This window comes from Rathayibacter sp. AY1D9 (assembly GCF_002932395.1).
Classification (GTDB): Bacteria; Actinomycetota; Actinomycetes; order Actinomycetales; family Microbacteriaceae; genus Rathayibacter.
The window spans coordinates 36,176-53,205 of record NZ_PSVQ01000013.1 but is presented as its reverse complement, the minus strand read 5'-3'; the positions used below and the strand labels follow the sequence as shown (position 1 = coordinate 53,205).

The following is a 17,030-nucleotide window of genomic DNA, read 5'->3' as shown; positions in this document are numbered from 1 at the left end:
GGCGACGGATCGGAGCGGGTGTGCGGAAGGCGTTCGCGATCCTCCGCCTGGCCCTCGCCGGGCTGGGCGCGGTCGGACTCGTCGGCGACTTCTTCTACACCCTGGGCTTCCGCGCGTTCCAGATCGACAACTTCTTCGCCTACTTCACGACGCAGTCGAACATGGCCGGGGTCGTGGTGCTGGGCCTGTCCGGCCTGGTCGCCCTTGCGCGCGAGCGGGAGCCGCGCTGGCTCAGCACGGTGCGGGCGCTCGTGCTCACCTACATGGTCGTGTCGGGGGTCGTCTTCGGGCTGATCGCGGTGGAGGCCAACAACCGCGGCGTGCGGGTCGACGTGCCCTGGTCGAGCGCGCTCCTGCACTTCGTGATCCCGACGCTCGCGATCCTCGACTGGATCCTCGGACCCGGCCGCCGCCCGGTCGCCTGGCGCGGGGCGCTGACCGTGCTCGGCTTCCCGATCGTCTGGGGCGTCATCACCCTGGTCCGCGGGGCCCTCATCGGCTGGTACCCGTACTTCTTCCTCGACCCCGGCCAGGTCGACGGACCCGTGATGTTCGTGCTCTACGACGTGATCGTGCTGAGCCTGATCTCCGGCATCGCCGCGTTCGTCCTCGCGCTCAGCCGGGTGCGGCCGCTCGGGGCGGCGCACGCGTCGGAGTGGCGGGGGCCGCTGGCGCGGCTCCGCGAGCTCGTCAGCCGGGGACGACGGCGAACGGCTCGAGCGCCGTCTGCGCGAGGGTGACCAGCTCGTCGTCGCTGAGGTCCTGCAGCGAGAGGGCCTGATCCGCTCCGACCAGCCCGACGAGCACCGCCTCGCCGGTCGACGGCTGAAGATTGAGCCACTCGGTGATGCCCGCCTCGGAGCCGACGAGCGACCAGCGCGCGGGGGCGCCGGCGTCCCAGAACGCCTCGTCGAAGCGCAGCCACAGCGTCTCGACGACGCCGGAGCCGAGGGCCGCGACGGCCGCGCGCTGCGCGAACGGGAGCGGCGGGTCGAAGGCGATCGCGTCCGTCTGGAGCACCCCGATCGGCACGGTGACCAGCACCCGGTCGGCTGTGAACGACTCGCCGGTGCCCAGGCGGATGCTGACGCCGGTCTCCGTGTAGCCGATGCCGCTCACCACGGCGCGCAGCGAGACCTCGACGTCGGCGAGCAAGGTGTCGACCAGGGGCGCGAGCCCGTCGGTCAGCAGCGCGTCGCCGGAGTCGTCGCTCAGCTCCTCCGCGGTCGTGGCGGCGGAGGCGTCTCCCAGTCCGTACCAGGAGGAGAGCTCCTCGGGAGCGGCGCCGGTGCGCAGTGCGGTCGTCCCGGCGAGGTGCGCCGCCACGCGGGCGGCGTCGCCGTCGCCGGAGCCCGGCTCGGCCTCGGCGGGGTCGGGCGCTCCGGAGCCGGCGAACGACTCGGCGAGCGCCAGGTCCTCCGGCTGCTCCGCTCCCCACTCGAGAGCACGGGTCAGGGCGTCGGCGCCCGTGGTGCCGGTGTCGAGGGCCGCGCCGCCGGCGTCGCTCGAGCGGACGTCGGCGAGGTCGACCGCGGTCGTGACGACGCCCGCGTCCGCGATGCTCTCGCGCAGGGCGGCTCCCGCGCCGGTGAGGGCCCAGGCTCCGGTCTCGATGGCGATCGGCCAGCCGTCCGGAGTCGCGGTGGCGATGCGGCCGCCGGTGCGCTCGCGCGCCTCGACCACGGTGACGTCGAAGCCCGCGTCGGACAGGCGCCGCGCGGCGACCGCTCCGGCGAGACCGGCCCCGACGATCGCGATCCGCTCGCCCTCGTCGGCGACGGCGCTGATCTCGGCGGCCGCGCGGACCCCGGAGCTCCAGGCGCCCTGGAGCGTGCCGGGCGCCTCCGTGTCGGTGGCCTCGCCCGCGAGGAAGACGCGGTCGAGGACCGCGGTGCCCAGGTCGGTGCGGTGCTGCGGCGTCGCGCCGACGGGCAGGTAGGAGACGGAGCCGAGCGCGTACGGATCCTCGGCCCAGGCGGAGCGCACGAAGGCGGCCGGCGCGGGGACGGCGGTGGTGCTCGGCGTGGGCACGGGGGCCTTCGTGACCGAGCGGGTCGGCGTCGGACGCGACGGCGTGCAGCCCGCGAGGGCCAGGAGCCCGACTCCCGTGGCGGCTCCCGAGAGGAAGAGGCGGCGTCCGATCGTCATCCCGGACATCCTACGTTCTCGGCGTTCGGCCGGGGCGGCGCGGGCGGCGTGGTGCTGACGCCACCCTGGCACGCGGCCCGCTTCGAGGTGCGGGGTGACGGCGGAACGGCGAGCGGATAGCGTCGGGGCAGCGCGGACCGGGCCGCGGCGACGGGGGACGCGGCATGGACACGATACGGACGCGGACCGCGACGACGACGACCGGGGCCCCTCCCCGCAGTCACCTCCATGCGGTGCTGCTCGGCGCACTGGGGATGATCGTGGCCCCGCTGCTCATCGTCCTCGCGACCACGGCCTGGTCCTCCCCCGGACCGGAGGAGTACGTCCGCATGGCGCTCGGCTCGGTGGTCGCGGCGTGCGTCTCGGTGGTCGGCGCCTGGTGGCTCGCCTTCGAGCGGCGCAGCGCCGGGGCACCCGGTCGCACCTGGTTCTGGGGAATCGCCTGCCTCGTCACGGTCAATGCGGTCTCGACCGTCGGAGCCGCCGCCGACCGCCTCACCGGCCTGATCACGGGCTGAGCGGGTGGACGTCCAGGCGCGGTCACCGCGCTCGCCTCACTCCTCGGCGACCGCCCCGATGGCCCCGAGTCCCGCCTCGAGCGAGCGGCAGCAGCATCGGCGCCGGTGATCGCCCCGACGAGACGACCGAGCGGCTCCGGCTGTTCCGTCCCGCCGAGAGCGATCTGGACGAGCTGTGGCGGCTGTACTCCGACGAGCGGATCGCGGCGGGCGACCCCCTCCTCCGACACGGCTCCGTCGAGCAGACCCGGGCGGTGCTCGCCCGCCGGACGGCGCAGTGGGAACGGGACGACCTCAGCAGCTGAGCCGTCCGGCTGCGGAGTCCCGAGGGCGGCGCGGACGGTGCGATCGGGATCGGCGGATGCACCCTCCTCACCGACACGGCCTGGAACGTCGCGTTCACCGTCCATCCGGACCACTGGGGCAGGGGGTACGCCCAGGAGGTCGCCTCCGCAGGGATCGCTCGGGCGCGGCGGCTCCGGCCGGAGCTCCCCGTGACCGCGGTCGTCGCGGAACGGAACGAGCGATCGCACCGCACGGTCGCTCGACTCGGTCTCGAACGGAGGTGGGCGGGCCCCGACGCGCACAGCCCTGACCCCGCGGCTCGCATCGTGCTCTACTCCGACCGCCTCCTCTCCGAGGACGAGATCGGCCGCCTCACGAGCTGAAGGCGCCGCGTGGCGCTGATCGCCGCAGGCAGCAGCGGAGCCGAGACGCCTGCGCGAGACCGGGACGTCACGTTCCGGTGCGCCTCCTGGCCCCATCTTTCTTCCCGGCGGGCGGCGCTGCGCACGAGTGGGTGGGTGGGCGGCGCGGCACTCGCGCCGACCCCTCTCGCGATCGCGCTCGGCTGGCGAGTCGGGGCAGGAAGGGCGCGGAGGTACTCGCCGGACCGGGCATCCGAAGCCGGTCGCCGCGAGGGGCATTAGCGTCGTCGGATGGCGAGCATCACGTACCCCGCACCCCTCCGCGTCGGAGGCCGGGTGGAGGTGCCCGCGCCCTCGATGGGAGTCCCCGCGCACCTGCACGACCGGCTGCAGGACGCCGCGCGCCGACTCGGCTCGGCGGGATACGACGTCCGGGTCCGGCCGCACGCCCTCCTCGGCGGACTCGCTCCGGCGTCCGCCGCGGATCGGGCGGCCGACCTGCACGACGCCTTCCGGAGCGGGGACGCGGTCCTTCCTCCGTGGGGCGGCGAGCTCGCCGTCGAGCTGCTGGAGAGGCTCGACTGGCACGCCCTCGCGGAGGCCCGGCCCTGGTTCGTCGGCTGGTCGGACGTCTCGACGCTGCTCCTGCCCCTGACGACGACGACCGGGCTCGCGACGATCCACGGCGCCAACCTGATGGACGAGCCGTGGGAGCTGCCGGTCGGGTTCCACCGCTGGACGGAGGTCGCCGGTCTCGAGCCCGGAGCCGCGTTCACGCAGCACGCCGCGCCGCGACGCCGGAGCCGTCCGTGGGGTGCGTGGGCGGACGAGCCGCTCGACCGCGATCGGGCCTACGAGGAGCCGACCCGCTGGCGCTCGCTCGACGGGGCAGCGGACGCGGCGATGTCCGGCCGCTTGATCGGCGGATGCCTCGAGACGGTGTCCCTGCTCGCGGGCACGCCCTACGGCGACGTGCCGGGCTTCGCTCGCCGGCACGCGCCGGAGGGGACTGTCGTCTACCTGGAGGCGGCCGGGTCCGACTCCGTCTCGGTGCTCCGGATGCTCACCTCCCTCCGCCTCGCGGGCTGGTTCGAGCAGGCGACCGGCGTCCTGATCGGCCGGACCGAGGGCGCGTCCCTGCCCGAGCTGAGCCAGGAGGACGCGGTGCAGCGCGCTCTCGGCGATCTCGGCGTGCCGGTGATCCTCGACGTCGACACCGGGCACCAGCCGCCGCAGATGCCCCTGGTCAACGGCGCGCTCGCCGAGATCGCGCTGAGCGGGCCGACGGCCTCGATCACGCAGCGGCTCGTGCCCTGACGGCGCGTGCGGAGAGATCCCGTCGAGCAGTGCCACCGCCTCGCGGCCCGGTCGTTGCCGCTCCCGGCCCTCCTCCGCCCGCCGAGCGCAAGGCCGAGCGGCGGGGAGGCGCCGAGTGGTAGACCTGGGGGCATGAGCAACGACATCCGCGCACTCGCCGAGGGCGAGAGCTACCTCGCCTTCTTCCAGGGTGGGCCGTTCGACGGCCAGACCGAGAACCGCGTCAGCACCGAGGGGGGCTACGAGAAGGAGGTCGACGTCTACGCCGCCGTCGACGGCCAGGAGACGCACCTCGTCTACAACGCCGTCTCCGCCAAGGAGGTCGGCGAGGCGGTCCACGTGACCTACTCGATCGACACGCCCGACTCCGACCCGATCGAGGACCCGGAGGACCGCGGCGGCGGATTCCAGTAGTCCGCACCACTCTTCGGATGCCGCTCCGGCGTCGCGCTCAGCGCGGCCGGGGCGGCATCCGCATGTGAGGACGCGCCACTCCGGGGACGACGCCTCCCGCCGCTCCTAGGATGATGGTTCCTCACTGTCTCGGCCGATTCAGGTCCGCGTTCCTCGGGAGCCGCCGTGTCCGATCCGCTGATCCGCCCGATGCCCCTCCGCGGCGACTCCGCCCGGTACTGGCTGCGGGCCCGCCACGCCGAGGCCGGGCCCGACCCCGCCTTCGCCGTCACCGGTCAGGAGGCCGCCGCCGAGGGCGTGCTCCTCCGGCGGATCTGGCACACGGCCGGCACGATCGACTTCCGCCCGAGCCCCCGCGCCGACCCGGGGTCGGTGGTGCTCCTGCTCCCGCTCGAGGGCGCGTTCACCGTCACCAGTCGGGAGGAGCGCGAGTTCGTCGGCCGCGGCACCCTCGCGGTGCTGCCCGCCCGATCGGGAGCGACGATCAGCACGAGCGCTCCCAGCTCCCGGCTCGTCCTGGTCGTGCGGCCCCCGGGCGACGCGGATCCGCCCGCCGGCCTCACCGTGGTCTCCTCCCCCGCGGCACCGGTGCTGGTCGCCGCCGCGAACGCGGTGCTCGACGCCGGGCTGCCCATGAGCCCCGGGCTGCACACCGCGCTGCGGGGCCTCGCCGCGGCCGTCGTCGCGGAGTGACAGGAGCTGTCAACCCTCCCCGCCCCGGCCATCCGCTCGCAGGGACGTCCTCGAACATCAAGTGACGCCGATCGTCGGCGCCGGAAGGAGCACTCGCCATGGCCGAGATCACCGCCCACCACGGACTCTTCAAGGACACGGACCTGCACGTCGACGACACCGGCGGATCGGGCCGCCCCGTGGTCCTCATCCACGGCTGGCCCCTCTCGGGCGAGTCGTGGAAGGAGCAGGTCCCCGCGTTCGCCGAGGCCGGCTACCGCGTCGTCACCTACGACCGCCGCGGCTTCGGGCGCAGCGACAAGCCGCTCACCGGCTACAGCTACGACACGCTCACCGAGGACCTGCACACCCTCCTCACCGAGCTCGACCTGCAGGACGTCACCCTGGTCGGCTTCTCGATGGGCGGCGGCGAGGTCGCCCGCTACTTCACGAAGTACGGCGCCGATCGCCTGCACAGCGTCGTCTTCGCCTCGGCCGTCCCGCCGTACCTGATGAAGACGGACGACAACCCGGACGGCCCGCTCGAGAAGGCGCAGGCCGCGCAGATGACCGCGGGCCTCACGAAGAGCGAGGACGACTTCTACGACCAGTTCACCACCGACTTCTTCTCGGTCGACGGCGTGCTGAAGGTGACGGAGGAGCAGCGCCAGGAGGCGATCGCTCTGGCGAAGCAGTCGGCCAAGCACGCGGCCCTCGCCTGCATGACGGCGTTCGCGACCACCGACTTCCGCGAGGACCTGCCCAACGTGTCGGTGCCCGCGCTCGTCATCCACGGCGACGGCGACGGCACGGTTCCGTTCGAGGGCTCCGGCGCCCGCACCCACGCGGCGATCCCCGGCTCCGAGCTGCACGTCGTCCACGGCGCCCCGCACGGAGTGACCGTGAGCCACCCGGAGGAGTGGAACCGCGTCGTCCTGGAGTTCCTCGCGAAGTAGCGGCGGCACTCCCGCACGCTGGTCGAGCAGCCCCGCAGGCGCGTATCGAGATCCGCTGCACACAAGCGGATCTCGATACGCGCCCTGTGCGCTGCTCGATCAGCAGGAACCGGTCACCCACGCGCGATGCTCGCTCAGCAGGAGCCGGAGCCTCCGCGTCAGCCCTTCTCCGCGCCCTCGGTCGTGTTCATGATCCGCCGCTGGAAGACGAAGAACAGGACGGCCACCGGGATCGACATCAGCACCGCGGCCGCGAGCTGCAGCGGGTACTGGTTGCCGGTGCCCAGCTGCTGCCCGCTCTGGAGGCGGCGCTGCGCTGGCTCCGCGACGACGGCGACTCCGACGGCGACGGGTTCCTCGAGTACGTCGACACCACGGGGCACGGCCTCGCCAACCAGGGCTGGAAGGACTCGGGCGACTCGATCCAGTGGCGCGACGGCACGCTCGCGGAGGGTCCGATCGCGCTCTGCGAGGTGCAGGCCTACGCCCACGAGGCCATGGCAGGCGGAGCGGCGCTGCTCGAGCATCTCGGCCGTGACGGCTCGGAGTGGCGCGAGGCGGCGTCGACGCTGAAGGCGCGCTTCGCGGAGGCGTTCTGGATCGACGACGCCGACGGCGGCTACCCGGCGATCGCGCTCGACGCGGCCGGGCGCCCGGTCGACACGATCACCAGCAACCTCGGCCACCTCCTCGGCACCGGCATCCTCTCCCCCGAGCACGCCGCCCGGGTCGCCGAGCTGCTGGTCTCCCCCGGGCTCGACTCGGGCTTCGGCCTGCGCACCCTGGACACCGGCTCGGGCGGCTACTGGCCGCTGTCGTACCACGGCGGCTCCGTCTGGGCCCACGACACCGCGATCGCCGTTACCGGGCTCGCCCGGGAGGGCTTCGGGGCGGAGGCGACGACCCTCTCGCGCGGACTGATCGCCGCGGCCGAGGGCTTCGGCTACCGGATGCCCGAGCTGCACTCGGGCGACCCCGCCGCCGAGGTGCACGCGCCGGTGCCGTACCCGGCGGCCTGCCGACCGCAGGCCTGGTCGGCGGCCGCCTCCGTCGCCGTGCTGTCGGCGGCGCTGGGGCTCGCTCCCGGAGGCGACACCCTGGTCGTCGCGCCGCTCTCGCCCGCGCTCGCCGGGCCGATCCGCGTGGACGGGATCCGCTACCGCGGCTCCGTGGTGCCGGTGGACTGGGACGGCAGGATCTGAGGCGCCGCGCCGCTCAGGGCGGACCGGCTCAGATCAGGCCGGCTCAGGGCAGGCGCGCTCAGGGCAGGCGCGCCACGACCGCGCGCGCGATGCGCCGGCCCGAGCGGTTCGCCCCGATGGTCGAGGCCGTCGGGCCGTAGCCGGCGAAGAAGACGCGCGGATCCGTCAGCGAGGCTCCGTCGGCGACCGCGATGCCGCCCTCGCGCTCGCGCAGCCCGAGCGGAGCGAGGTGGCGCAGCTCCGGCCGGAAGCCCGTCGCCCAGATGATCGCGTCGGCGCGCGTGAAGGAGCCGTCGGGCCAGCGCACGCCCTCCTCCTCGATCGACGAGAACATCCCCCGCTCGTGCAGGAGCCCGCGCTCGATCCCGGCGACCACCCGGCGGGTGCGCTGCACGCCCGTGCCGCCGACGATGCTCGGGAGGGGCAGCCCGGCGCGGGCGGCGCGGTCCTGCTCGGCCACCGCCTCCACCGCCGACTCCATCGCCAGCTGCTCGCCGTCGTGGTAGACCACCGGTCGCCGCGTCGCCCACGTCAGTGAGCGCGCCACCCGCTCGAGCTCCAGCAGGAAGCCGATCGCCGAGGTGCCGCCGCCGACCACGAGCACCTGCTTCCCGGCGAAGTCCTCGGCGCGGACGTACTCGGTCGGGTCGATCTGCACGCCGCGGAAGCGGTCGCGCCCGGGGTAGTGCGGTACGAAGGGCGATCCCCAGGTGCCGGTCGCGTTGACGAGCAGGCTCGCGCGCTCGACCGCGCGGTCGGACTCGACGACGAGCGGCGACCCCGTGTCGTGCGGCGTCGCACTCGTGACGCGCCGCACCGACTCCGGACGGCGGATCTCGAGACCGAGCTCCTCCTCGTAGCGCCCGTAGTACTCGCGGACCACGTCCCGTGCCGGTCGCCGGTGATCGGCCGTGCGGAACGAGAGCCCCATCCGCTCCATGCCCGGGAGATCGTGCACGCGGTGCGCGGAGCCGAGCCGCAGGGCCTCCCAGCGGAACTGCCAGGCCCCGCCGGGCTCCGGACCGCGGTCGAGGACGATCAGGTCGCGCCCGGGGACGAGGCCGAGACGGCGCAGGTAGTAGGCCACGGACAGACCCGCCTGGCCCGCGCCGATCACCACGACGGGACGCGGTGGGGCGACGCTGTCCACGGTGCTCCTGACGCGGTCGAGGATGGGCGGCCGTCCGGCAGATCGAGGCCCGGGGTGGCGTGTCCCCCGTCTGCTAAACTACCGCGTAGATTTCAACTTTCCCTGTCTGCTCTTTTCCCCAGCCGGCTCACTGCCCGTCTGGCCTGTCATCGTGAGGGGGTCACCCATGGGGCGCGGCCGTCAGAAGGCGAAGAACACCAAGATCGCCCGTGAGCTGAAGTCGTTCAGCCCGGCGGTCGATTACAGCGCGCTCGAGCGCGAGCTCAGCCACCCGGACGAGCCGGACTACTCGAAGTGGATCGACGCCGAGGACGACGGCGACGACACGGACCTCGTCGAGGAGCCGCACCAGAAGCGTGCGTGACTCCTCCCGTGAATCGGGGCCGCTCCCTCGGGGCGGCCCCGTTTCGCGTGCGGGCGACGATCCGGCGGGCGAGGAACCCGACCTGGAGCGCGGGTCGCTCGGCTGAGCACGTTCTCCCGCTTTCCGCCACTGAGTGCAGAATGTCGGTGCCCCCTGGGACACTGACCGGATGAGCACTTCCCCGCCCGCACGGCTGCCCGTGTGGCAGTCGGAGCGTCGCGGGAACGACCTCGACGAGGCGCGCGACTTCTACGCCGGCTCGTACAACGGCTCCGGCTTCCGGGCCGAGCGCTCGGTCGTGCCGTTCGCGTTCCGCTACACGACGACCGGGCCCGGGCCCGTGAGCCTCCACTCCGCCTCCTTCCTCGGCCGGGTGCGCGGCACGGTGGCCCCGAGCGACGTCTACGTCGCCCTCTGGCTGACCGCGGGGCGCGCCTCCCTCGACCTGGGGCGCGACGAGCACCGCCTCGTCGTCGGACGCCCGGCCATGTTCCCGAGCGGCCGGCCCTTCGGCTTCGAGGCCCTCGAGTACCGCGACGCGCTCGTGCACTTCGAGGCCGCCCACCTCGAGGCGATCGCCGCCGAGCTGCACGGCACCGAGCCCGGCCCGCTGCGGTTCGCCCCCGTGGCGCGCGACACGACCGCCTGGTGGGCCGCGATCCGGCTCCTGCGCGACACCCTCGCCTCCCCGCACACGCCCACCGTGCTGCAGCGCGACGGCGTCGCCCGCGTCGCCGCGCTCGCCGCCCTGCAGACCTTCGCGCACCGCATCGCCCCGCTGCCGGCCGTGCCGCCCTCGGTCAGCGCGCGGCGCCTCCGCAGGGCCGTGGAGTTCGTGCAGGCCAATGCCGACCTGCCCCTCGGAGTGGCCGACATCGCCGACGCGGCCGGGCTCACGGTCCGCGGCGTGCAGCTGGCGTTCCAGCGCGCCTTCGGCGAGACCCCGCGGCACTACCTGCGCGACGTCCGCCTCGAGCGCGCGCACGAGGAGCTCTCGGCCGGATCGATCGGCTCGCTGGTGGTCGGCGACGTCGCCGCACGCTGGGGGTTCATCAGCGGCGGCCGCTTCGCCCAGCACTACGCGACGCGGTTCGGCGAGCTCCCGAGCGAGACCCTCCGGCGCTAGTCCCGCCGATCCCCGACGGCGGTTCCGCCGAGGGGCGTTCGGGCGTACTGTCCGAGGACCGCCCGCTGCCCCGCGGGCCGCGTCGATGGAGCCGCGAATGTTCGAACCCGGAGGATCCGCGCGGCCTGTCGCGCGGGTCGGCTACGTCACCGCCGCCCTGCTGGTCGGCGCGATCCTGGTGGGCGGCGCGGTCGGCGCCGCCGTCGCCCTGGTCCTCTACCTGCCCGGCGTCCTCGCCGCCGACGGCCCGCCCGGGCTGGTGAGCTTCGGCCTGCTCATGGGAGCGGCCTCCGGCGCGGGCATCGGAGTCGTCGGAGGCGCGGGAGCGGTCGCCGGCATGGTCGCGGTGCGCGTCGCGAGCCGCCGCGACGGCCCGTTCGTGCTCGGCACCAGCGCGGGCGCCGGCCTCGGCGTGCTGGTCGCCTGTGCGAACCTGCTCGTCAGCCGCGACGCCCCGACCTGGGCGACCGCCCTGCTCGCCACCGCGGCCGCCTGCGCGCTCTGCGCTGCGGGCTCGTGGCTGCTGACCCGGCACGAGCACTCCTGGGAGCGCGCGCACGCCGCACCGCGCTGATCCGCGGCACCTCCGGGGATCAGCCCGCGTAGGACCCGACCAGGCGGACCGCTCCGCCGTCGACGCCCTTCGCGCCCTGCTCGAAGCCCTCGAAACCGCGCGCGGCCGTCGAGACGCGGCCCGCGACCCACGACGGGACGCCCGAGCGCTCGAGGCGCGCGATCACGCCGTCGGCCGCCTCCGCCGCGACCACGGCGAACATGCCGATGCCGAGGTTCCAGGTGCCCTCGGTGCTCTCGAGCGTCGCGCCGGACATCCCGGCGAGCGCGCGGAACACGTCGGACGGGCTCCAGCTCGCCCGCTCGACCTCGACCCAGGAGCCGCGCGGCAGCACCCGCGCGAGGTTCGCCGCGATCCCGCCGCCGGTGACGTGGCTGATGGAGTGGACGGCCGGGCCGAGCTCGGCGTCGTCGAGCAGGTCGAGGAGGGGCCGGGTGTAGAGGCGGGTCGGCTCCAGCAGCACCTCGCCGACCACTCCGCCCAGTTCCTCGGAGCGGTCGGTGAAGCCGATGCCGCGCTCGGCGAGGATGTGGCGCACGAGCGAGTAGCCGTTCGAGTGCAGTCCGGAGGAGGCCATCGCCACCACGACGTCGCCGTCGCGCACGCGGTCGGCGCCGCGCACCTGGTCGGCCTCGATCGCGCCGACCGCCGCGCCCGCCACATCGTAGTCGTCGGGTCCGAGCAGGCCCGGGTGCTCGGCCGTCTCGCCGCCGACGAGCGCGGTGCCCGTCTCGGAACAGGCGCGCGCGATGCCGGCGACGATGTCGGCGATGCGGGCCGGGACGACCTTGCCGCACGCGATGTAGTCGGTCATGAAGAAGGGGCGGGCGCCGACCACGACGATGTCGTCGACGACCATGCCGACGAGGTCCTGCCCGATGGTGTCGTGCTTGTCGATCGCCTGGGCGAGCGCGACCTTGGTGCCGACGCCGTCGGTCGAGGTCGCGAGGAGGGGGGCGCGGAAGTCGCGGAGGAAGGAGACGTCGTACAGGCCCGCGAAGCCGCCGACCCCGCCGAGGACCCGGCTGTCGTGCGTCGCCGACACCGCCGACTTCATCAGCTCGACGGCGAGGTCCCCCGCCGCCGTGTCGACTCCTGCGCGGGCGTAGCTGCTCGTCTCATCACTCACGCGACGACCCTACCGACTGCCCTCTCCCGCCGCGGCGCGGATCCGGGTCCGCCGCACCGGCGGCTCCCGCTCCGCGCCCGCGGTCACGCGTCCCAGGCCACGTAGTGCAGCTCGGCGCGGTCGCGGCTGCGGTGGAGGTCGAGGTAGGACCGGGCGATGACCTCGGCCGCCGCGTCCGGGTGGCCGCCGTCGATGAGCGCGGTGATCGCCACGTGGGCGGCGTAGACGCCCCGGGGCTCGAGCGCGGAATGGAGGTTGAGGACCCAGTTCCGCAGGCCCGCGGCGGCGATGTTGATGTTCGCCAGCGCCGCGTGCGGGGAGACGGAGCCGCCGCCGGTGGTGACGAGGATCGTCCCGCTGCCGGCGGCGATCATGTCCGGAACCACCTCGCCGACGGCGCGGAGCGCGCCGCCGAGGTAGAAGTCGATCTGCGGCTGCAGGTTCTCGGGCGTGACGTCCAGGACGCCGACCGGGGTGAGAGCGGAGTCGGCGGGGGAGAACTCGAGGACGTCGATCGGACCGAGGTCGGCACGGATCGCCCGCAGCGCGGCGGTCAGGGTCTCGGGCTGCGCGATGTCGGCGGCGAACCCCGTCGCCTCGATGCCCTCCTCGGCGAGGCGGGCGGCCAGGCCGTCCAGCTTCTCCTGGTTCCGCGAGACGAGGGCGACGGTGAAGCCGGCCCGGCCGAAGACGCGGGCGATCTCGAGGCCGAGGCCGGGGCCCGCGCCGATGACGGTGAGAAGGGGCATGGGAGGTCCTGTCGTCGTGCGCCCCGGGGCGCGATGAGCGGGGCTGCTAAGTTGAGGTCAGCCTCAACACTCATTGGACCATAACTTGAGTGGCACCTCAAGATCATCGGGAGGATCGCATGGACGAGCAGAAGGTCCTGCGCCGGGACGCGCAGCGGAACGTCGAGAAGCTGCACGCCGCCGCCCTCGAGGTCTTCGGCTCCCGTGGCCTCGCCGCCCCCCTCGAGGACATCGCCCGTCACGCCGGCGTGAGCATCGGCACCCTCTACAACCGCGTCGGCTCCCGTGAGGAGCTCATCGACGCCGTTATCCCGGCCGTCGCCGGCGAGAAGCTGAAGGGCCTGACCGAGCGCGCTCTCGCCGAGCGGTCCTCCCGCGGACGCCTGGAGCGCTTCGTCTCCGGGATGATCGACCTCCAGCTGGAGGACCCCGCCCTCAACGACGCGATGCTGCGCCGCTTCCCCGACGCAGTCGCCCTCATCGAGGCCTGCGACCGCTCGATCGAGCTCGGCCGGGATCTCGTCGAGGCCGCCCACCGCGACGGATCCCTCTCCCCCGACTTCACCCACGACGACCTAATGGCCCTGCTCTGGATGGCGGGCACGACCAGCCGCGAGTCCGCGGCTCCGCAGGGCTGGCGCCGCGTCCTGGACCGCAGCCTCGCCGGAGCCTGGACGGCTCCGAGCAGCTGAGCGGCCGCGCGGCTCCCCGACCGACCGCCCGGCCGATCCGCCGGTCGACGCCGCCCTGAGTACCCCCACGACCACGGATCCGCCCACGGCGAACCATTAGGGGATGAGTCCCCCGCGTGCCAGGATGGACCGTCAAACCCCCCTGCTATCCCCTTGGGAGCCCCTCCGGCATGTGCGGAATCGTTGGGATCGTGTCCTCCGGACCGGTCAACCAGTCCATCTACGACAGCCTCTCCCTCCTGCAGCACCGCGGCCAGGACTCGACCGGCATCGCGACCGCCGACGGCAGCACCCTGCACATCAAGAAGGCCGCGGGACAGGTCCGCGAGGCGTTCCGCACCCGCGACATGCGCTCGCTGCTCGGATCCATGGGCCTCGGCCACGTGCGCTACGCGACGAAGGGCAACGCCGAGCGCGAGGAGGAGGCCCAGCCGTTCTACGTGAACGCGCCGTACGGCATCATCCTCGTCCACAACGGCAACCTCACGAACACGCGCGAGCTCACCGAGGAGCTCTTCCGCATCGACCGCCGCCACCTCAACACCACCTCCGACACGGAGCTGCTGGTCAACGTGCTGGCGAACGAGCTGCAGGCCTCGATGTCGGGCCGCGACCTCGACGCCGACGAGGTGTTCGACGCCGTCGCCCGCGTGCACGAGCGCGTCGAGGGCTCCTACGCCACCATCGCGCTGATCGCCGGCGTCGGGCTGCTGGCGTTCCGCGACCCCTTCGGGATCCGCCCGCTCATCGTCGGCCGCCGCAGCAACACCGGGGCGCCGGACGACTGGGTCGTCGCCTCCGAGTCGCTCGTGCTCGAGGCGCAGGGCTTCGAGATCGTCCGCGACGTCGCTCCCGGCGAGGCGGTCTTCATCACCCCCGACGGCCGGATGGCCAGCCGCCAGTGCGCGAAGGATCCGCGACTCATCCCGTGCTCGTTCGAGTACGTCTACCTCGCCCGCCCCGACTCCGTGATGTCCGGCATCTCGGTCTACGAGGCGCGCCTGCGCCTGGGCGACCGGCTCGCCGGCACCATCGCGCAGTACACCCCGGGCGGAGCGATCGACGTCGTCATGCCGATCCCCGACTCCTCCCGCCCCGCCGCGATGCAGGTCGCGCAGAAGCTCGGGATCGAGTACCGCGAGGGCTTCTACAAGAACCGCTACGTCGGCCGGACGTTCATCATGCCCGGGCAGGCGGTCCGCAAGAAGTCGGTGCGTCAGAAGCTCAACGCGATGTCGAGCGAGTTCAAGGGCAAGAACGTCCTGATCGTCGACGACTCGATCGTCCGCGGCACCACCTCCAAGGAGATCGTCGACATGGCCCGCGCGGCCGGCGCGAACACGGTCACCTTCGCGTCCGCCGCGCCTCCCGTGCGCTACCCGCACGTGTACGGGATCAACATGCCCTCGCGCCAGGAGCTCGTGGCCCACAACCGCCGCATCCCCGAGATCTCGGAGGCGATCGGCGCCGACCAGCTGATCTACCAGGAGGTCGCCGACATGAAGGCGGCGATCCTCGAGGGCTCGGACGTCACCGACCTCGAGACCAGCTGCTTCACCGGCGAGTACGTCACGGGCACCGTCACCCCGGAGTACCTCGACTGGGTGGAGCGCACGCAGCTGAGCTGAGCTCTGCACAGCGCCGGGCGCGGCGCAACGGGTGCCGCGGATCCGTGCGCCGCTCCATGATCGGAGGGTGCGCGGCCCCGCGCGCATGCACCCGAGGAGTCCCCGTGATCTACCGAATCCTGCCGTTCCTGCTCACCTTCGTGGCCAAGAAGATCTCGAAGTCGCAGAAGGCCAAGCGCGCCGCCGCCAAGCGCCCGACGTCCACCCCGAGCAGCAGCCGCCGCTCCTCGTCGCGCCGGGGACGCTGACGCCCCGGTCCCGTCCGCGAGCGCGAGCCGCGGGCGGGACCTTCAGCGCAGGCGGAGTGCAGCGGCCGCAGGGCGGCTCGCCTCCGCCGGCTAGACCCGGTCGGACCCCGTCTGCGCGTCGTCCTCGTCGGACGTCGTCCGCGCGTCGGGCAGGGCCTCCTCGGCCACGGGCTCCTCGGCCGCGTCCTCGCGCTCGACGATCCGCTCGGCGGTGGTCCGGACGACCTTCCGGCCGACGACCCGGTCGAGCAGCACCACGACGAGCCCCGCGAGAGCGCCGAACAGCGTCACGAAGAGCAGCAGGCTGAAGCCGAAGACCTGCCCGCGGGAGAAGCCCTGAGTCTCGGGCAGCGCGAAGGTCAGCACGAAGGCCGCGATCGCTCCGAGCCCGACGCCGAGGGTCAGGATGCGCCAGACGCGCGGGGAGCGGCGGACGTCGACCTCTTCGCGGGTGACCTCGGGGCGGGCGGGATCGCTCATGCCTCCATTCTCCCCCGCGCGGGCGAGGGCACGGCACCGTGATCGCTCAGAGCGCGTGCACGAGCCGGCCCGCCTGCGCGCGCAGCTCGCGGACGACGGTGCGGACCGAGAGCCGCTCCGCCCGGTCCGGCCGCATCAGCGCGACGATGTGCCGCACGGAGTTCACCCCGCGGAGCGGCTTCACCACCACTCCCGCGCCGCCCGCCGTGTAGCGCGGGAGCACCGCGATGCCCAGGCCCGCCGCGACGAACGCCTCCGTCACGCGGGTCGACGCGAAGCGCTGCTCCACCCGCACCGCCTCGCCGGACGCGGTCTCGATGTCCTGCATCACGCGCTCGAACGGGAACCCGTCCGGGACGCCGATCCAGGTCTCGCCGACCAGATCCGCCGCCGACACCGTCGCCCGGTCCGCGAGGCGGTGCCCGGCCGGCAGGCCGATGTCGAGGGGCTCGATCATCAGCTCCGCCATCGCGAGGCCGCGACCGGCCCAGGCGCTTCTGCCGGTGGGCGAGTGGGCGAGCACGATGTCGAAGTCGGCGGTCAGGTCGGCGAACTCGTCGGTGCCGGGGTCCGCGTCCTCGCACTGCACGACGAGTCCCTCGACGCTGCGGAGCGCGACCAGCGCGTTCGGGAGGAGCATCTGGCCCGCGGTGGGGAAGGTCGCGATGGTGACCTCGCCGATCGGGTTGTTCTTGAACGTCTGCCAGACGGCGTCGGCCCGCTCGAGCGCGATCGCGATCTCGGTAGCGCTCCGGGCGAGCTCGCGTCCCGCCGCCGTGAGCACCACGCCGCGGCCGGAGCGCTCGATCAGCGGCACGCCGGCCTCGCGCTCGAGCACCTTGAGCTGCTGCGAGACCGCGGAGGGCGTGCGGTGCGTCGCCTCCGCCACGGCCGTGATCGAGCGGCGCATCGAGAGCTCGCGGAGCAGTTCCAGCCGTCGCACGTCCATGTAGAGAAACTACACGTCAGGGCAAGAACAGTTCGATTGTCCTACGGAACACAGGGCCGGACACTGG

At 73.6% G+C, this 17,030-nt stretch carries 19 protein-coding genes and 2 pseudogenes; 14 read left to right on the top strand and 7 right to left on the bottom strand.

Translation table 11 applies throughout. The features are described 5' to 3' along the window. Positions 1 to 20 precede the first annotated feature (20 nt). The gene (locus C5C50_RS07650; RefSeq protein ID WP_104273206.1) at positions 21 to 740 is read left to right on the top strand and encodes a Pr6Pr family membrane protein; all 720 of its coding nucleotides are present in this window, start codon (positions 21 to 23) and stop codon (positions 738 to 740) included. Here the strand turns inward: C5C50_RS07650 and C5C50_RS07645 are convergent. Then, positions 691 to 2,148, bottom strand: coding sequence for an NAD(P)/FAD-dependent oxidoreductase (locus C5C50_RS07645; RefSeq protein ID WP_181133900.1), 1,458 nt, complete (start codon positions 2,146 to 2,148; stop codon positions 691 to 693). The genes C5C50_RS07650 and C5C50_RS07645 overlap by 50 nt on opposite strands. A gap of 164 nt (positions 2,149 to 2,312) precedes the next feature. Here C5C50_RS07645 and C5C50_RS07640 point away from each other — a divergent pair, with 164 nt between their 5' ends. The 6 genes from C5C50_RS07640 to C5C50_RS07615 all read left to right on the top strand — a co-directional run bounded on the left by C5C50_RS07640 (position 2,313) and on the right by C5C50_RS07615 (position 6,672). Then, a complete protein-coding gene (locus tag C5C50_RS07640) occupies positions 2,313 to 2,666 on the top strand; it encodes a hypothetical protein (RefSeq protein ID WP_146085874.1) in 354 nt (117 codons plus the stop codon). A 314-nt stretch (positions 2,667 to 2,980) separates the two neighbouring features. Further along, a complete protein-coding gene (locus tag C5C50_RS17470) occupies positions 2,981 to 3,334 on the top strand; it encodes a GNAT family N-acetyltransferase (protein WP_104273204.1) in 354 nt (117 codons plus the stop codon). A 270-nt stretch (positions 3,335 to 3,604) separates the two neighbouring features. Then, positions 3,605 to 4,630, top strand: a complete 1,026-nt coding sequence (locus C5C50_RS07630; RefSeq protein ID WP_104273203.1) for a S66 peptidase family protein — start codon at positions 3,605 to 3,607, stop codon at positions 4,628 to 4,630. Between the two features lie 132 nt (positions 4,631 to 4,762). Next, positions 4,763 to 5,044 (top strand): oligoribonuclease, encoded by a 282-nt coding sequence (locus C5C50_RS07625; RefSeq protein WP_104223758.1) that lies wholly within the window; start codon positions 4,763 to 4,765, stop codon positions 5,042 to 5,044. Between the two features lie 165 nt (positions 5,045 to 5,209). After that, entirely contained in the window at positions 5,210 to 5,737 is a 528-nt protein-coding gene (locus C5C50_RS07620) for a hypothetical protein (protein WP_104269326.1), read from the top strand. Positions 5,738 to 5,835: 98 nt separating this feature from the next. Continuing rightward, complete coding sequence (locus C5C50_RS07615) at positions 5,836 to 6,672, top strand: alpha/beta fold hydrolase (RefSeq protein WP_104223760.1); 837 nt, start codon at positions 5,836 to 5,838, stop codon at positions 6,670 to 6,672. A 158-nt stretch (positions 6,673 to 6,830) separates the two neighbouring features. Here the strand turns inward: C5C50_RS07615 and C5C50_RS07610 are convergent. After that, a pseudogene (locus C5C50_RS07610) lies at positions 6,831 to 6,977 on the bottom strand (carbohydrate ABC transporter permease); the annotation flags it as partial. Here C5C50_RS07610 and C5C50_RS07605 point away from each other — a divergent pair. Then, positions 6,960 to 7,724: pseudogene (locus tag C5C50_RS07605) on the top strand (amylo-alpha-1,6-glucosidase); the annotation flags it as partial. The pseudogenes C5C50_RS07610 and C5C50_RS07605 overlap by 18 nt on opposite strands. Before the next feature lie 208 nt (positions 7,725 to 7,932). Here C5C50_RS07605 and C5C50_RS07600 read toward each other — a convergent pair. Further along, a complete protein-coding gene (locus C5C50_RS07600; protein ID WP_104226818.1) occupies positions 7,933 to 9,024 on the bottom strand; it encodes an FAD-dependent oxidoreductase in 1,092 nt (363 codons plus the stop codon). A 166-nt stretch (positions 9,025 to 9,190) separates the two neighbouring features. Here C5C50_RS07600 and C5C50_RS07595 point away from each other — a divergent pair, with 166 nt between their 5' ends. From C5C50_RS07595 to C5C50_RS07585, 3 genes are all read left to right on the top strand, one after another. Then, positions 9,191 to 9,388: a DUF3073 domain-containing protein gene (locus C5C50_RS07595; RefSeq protein WP_097167615.1), complete on the top strand. Its 198-nt coding sequence runs from the start codon at positions 9,191 to 9,193 to the stop codon at positions 9,386 to 9,388. Between the two features lie 169 nt (positions 9,389 to 9,557). Further along, positions 9,558 to 10,514: a helix-turn-helix transcriptional regulator gene (locus C5C50_RS07590; protein ID WP_146085873.1), complete on the top strand. Its 957-nt coding sequence runs from the start codon at positions 9,558 to 9,560 to the stop codon at positions 10,512 to 10,514. Positions 10,515 to 10,611: 97 nt separating this feature from the next. Then, positions 10,612 to 11,088 (top strand): hypothetical protein, encoded by a 477-nt coding sequence (locus C5C50_RS07585; RefSeq protein WP_104256048.1) that lies wholly within the window; start codon positions 10,612 to 10,614, stop codon positions 11,086 to 11,088. Between the two features lie 19 nt (positions 11,089 to 11,107). On the opposite strand, the gene purM is transcribed toward C5C50_RS07585, so the two are convergent. Together purM and C5C50_RS07575 are read right to left on the bottom strand one after the other, a co-directional pair. Further along, on the bottom strand, positions 11,108 to 12,217 hold the full coding sequence (gene purM, locus C5C50_RS07580; protein ID WP_104223764.1) for a phosphoribosylformylglycinamidine cyclo-ligase: 1,110 nt from the start codon (positions 12,215 to 12,217) through the stop codon (positions 11,108 to 11,110). Between the two features lie 83 nt (positions 12,218 to 12,300). Then, on the bottom strand, positions 12,301 to 12,966 hold the full coding sequence (locus C5C50_RS07575) for an SDR family NAD(P)-dependent oxidoreductase (RefSeq protein WP_104256047.1): 666 nt from the start codon (positions 12,964 to 12,966) through the stop codon (positions 12,301 to 12,303). A gap of 119 nt (positions 12,967 to 13,085) precedes the next feature. On the opposite strand from C5C50_RS07575, the gene C5C50_RS07570 reads away from it, so the two are divergent. The 3 genes from C5C50_RS07570 (at position 13,086) to C5C50_RS16920 (ending at position 15,534) form a co-directional block, all read left to right on the top strand. Further along, a complete protein-coding gene (locus C5C50_RS07570) occupies positions 13,086 to 13,658 on the top strand; it encodes a TetR/AcrR family transcriptional regulator (RefSeq protein WP_104256046.1) in 573 nt (190 codons plus the stop codon). A 170-nt stretch (positions 13,659 to 13,828) separates the two neighbouring features. After that, positions 13,829 to 15,286, top strand: coding sequence for an amidophosphoribosyltransferase (gene purF / locus C5C50_RS07565; RefSeq protein WP_104247384.1), 1,458 nt, complete (start codon positions 13,829 to 13,831; stop codon positions 15,284 to 15,286). A gap of 104 nt (positions 15,287 to 15,390) precedes the next feature. Continuing rightward, complete coding sequence (locus C5C50_RS16920) at positions 15,391 to 15,534, top strand: hypothetical protein (protein WP_159940146.1); 144 nt, start codon at positions 15,391 to 15,393, stop codon at positions 15,532 to 15,534. 90 nt (positions 15,535 to 15,624) lie between these two features. Here C5C50_RS16920 and C5C50_RS07560 read toward each other — a convergent pair whose 3' ends face one another. Both C5C50_RS07560 and C5C50_RS07555 read right to left on the bottom strand, forming a co-directional pair. Further along, positions 15,625 to 16,014 carry a hypothetical protein gene (locus C5C50_RS07560; protein WP_104273201.1) on the bottom strand — a complete coding sequence of 130 codons (390 nt, stop codon included), beginning with the start codon at positions 16,012 to 16,014 and terminating at the stop codon, positions 15,625 to 15,627. A gap of 46 nt (positions 16,015 to 16,060) precedes the next feature. Beyond that, positions 16,061 to 16,963, bottom strand: coding sequence for a LysR family transcriptional regulator (locus tag C5C50_RS07555; protein WP_104223768.1), 903 nt, complete (start codon positions 16,961 to 16,963; stop codon positions 16,061 to 16,063). Positions 16,964 to 17,030: the final 67 nt, after the last annotated feature.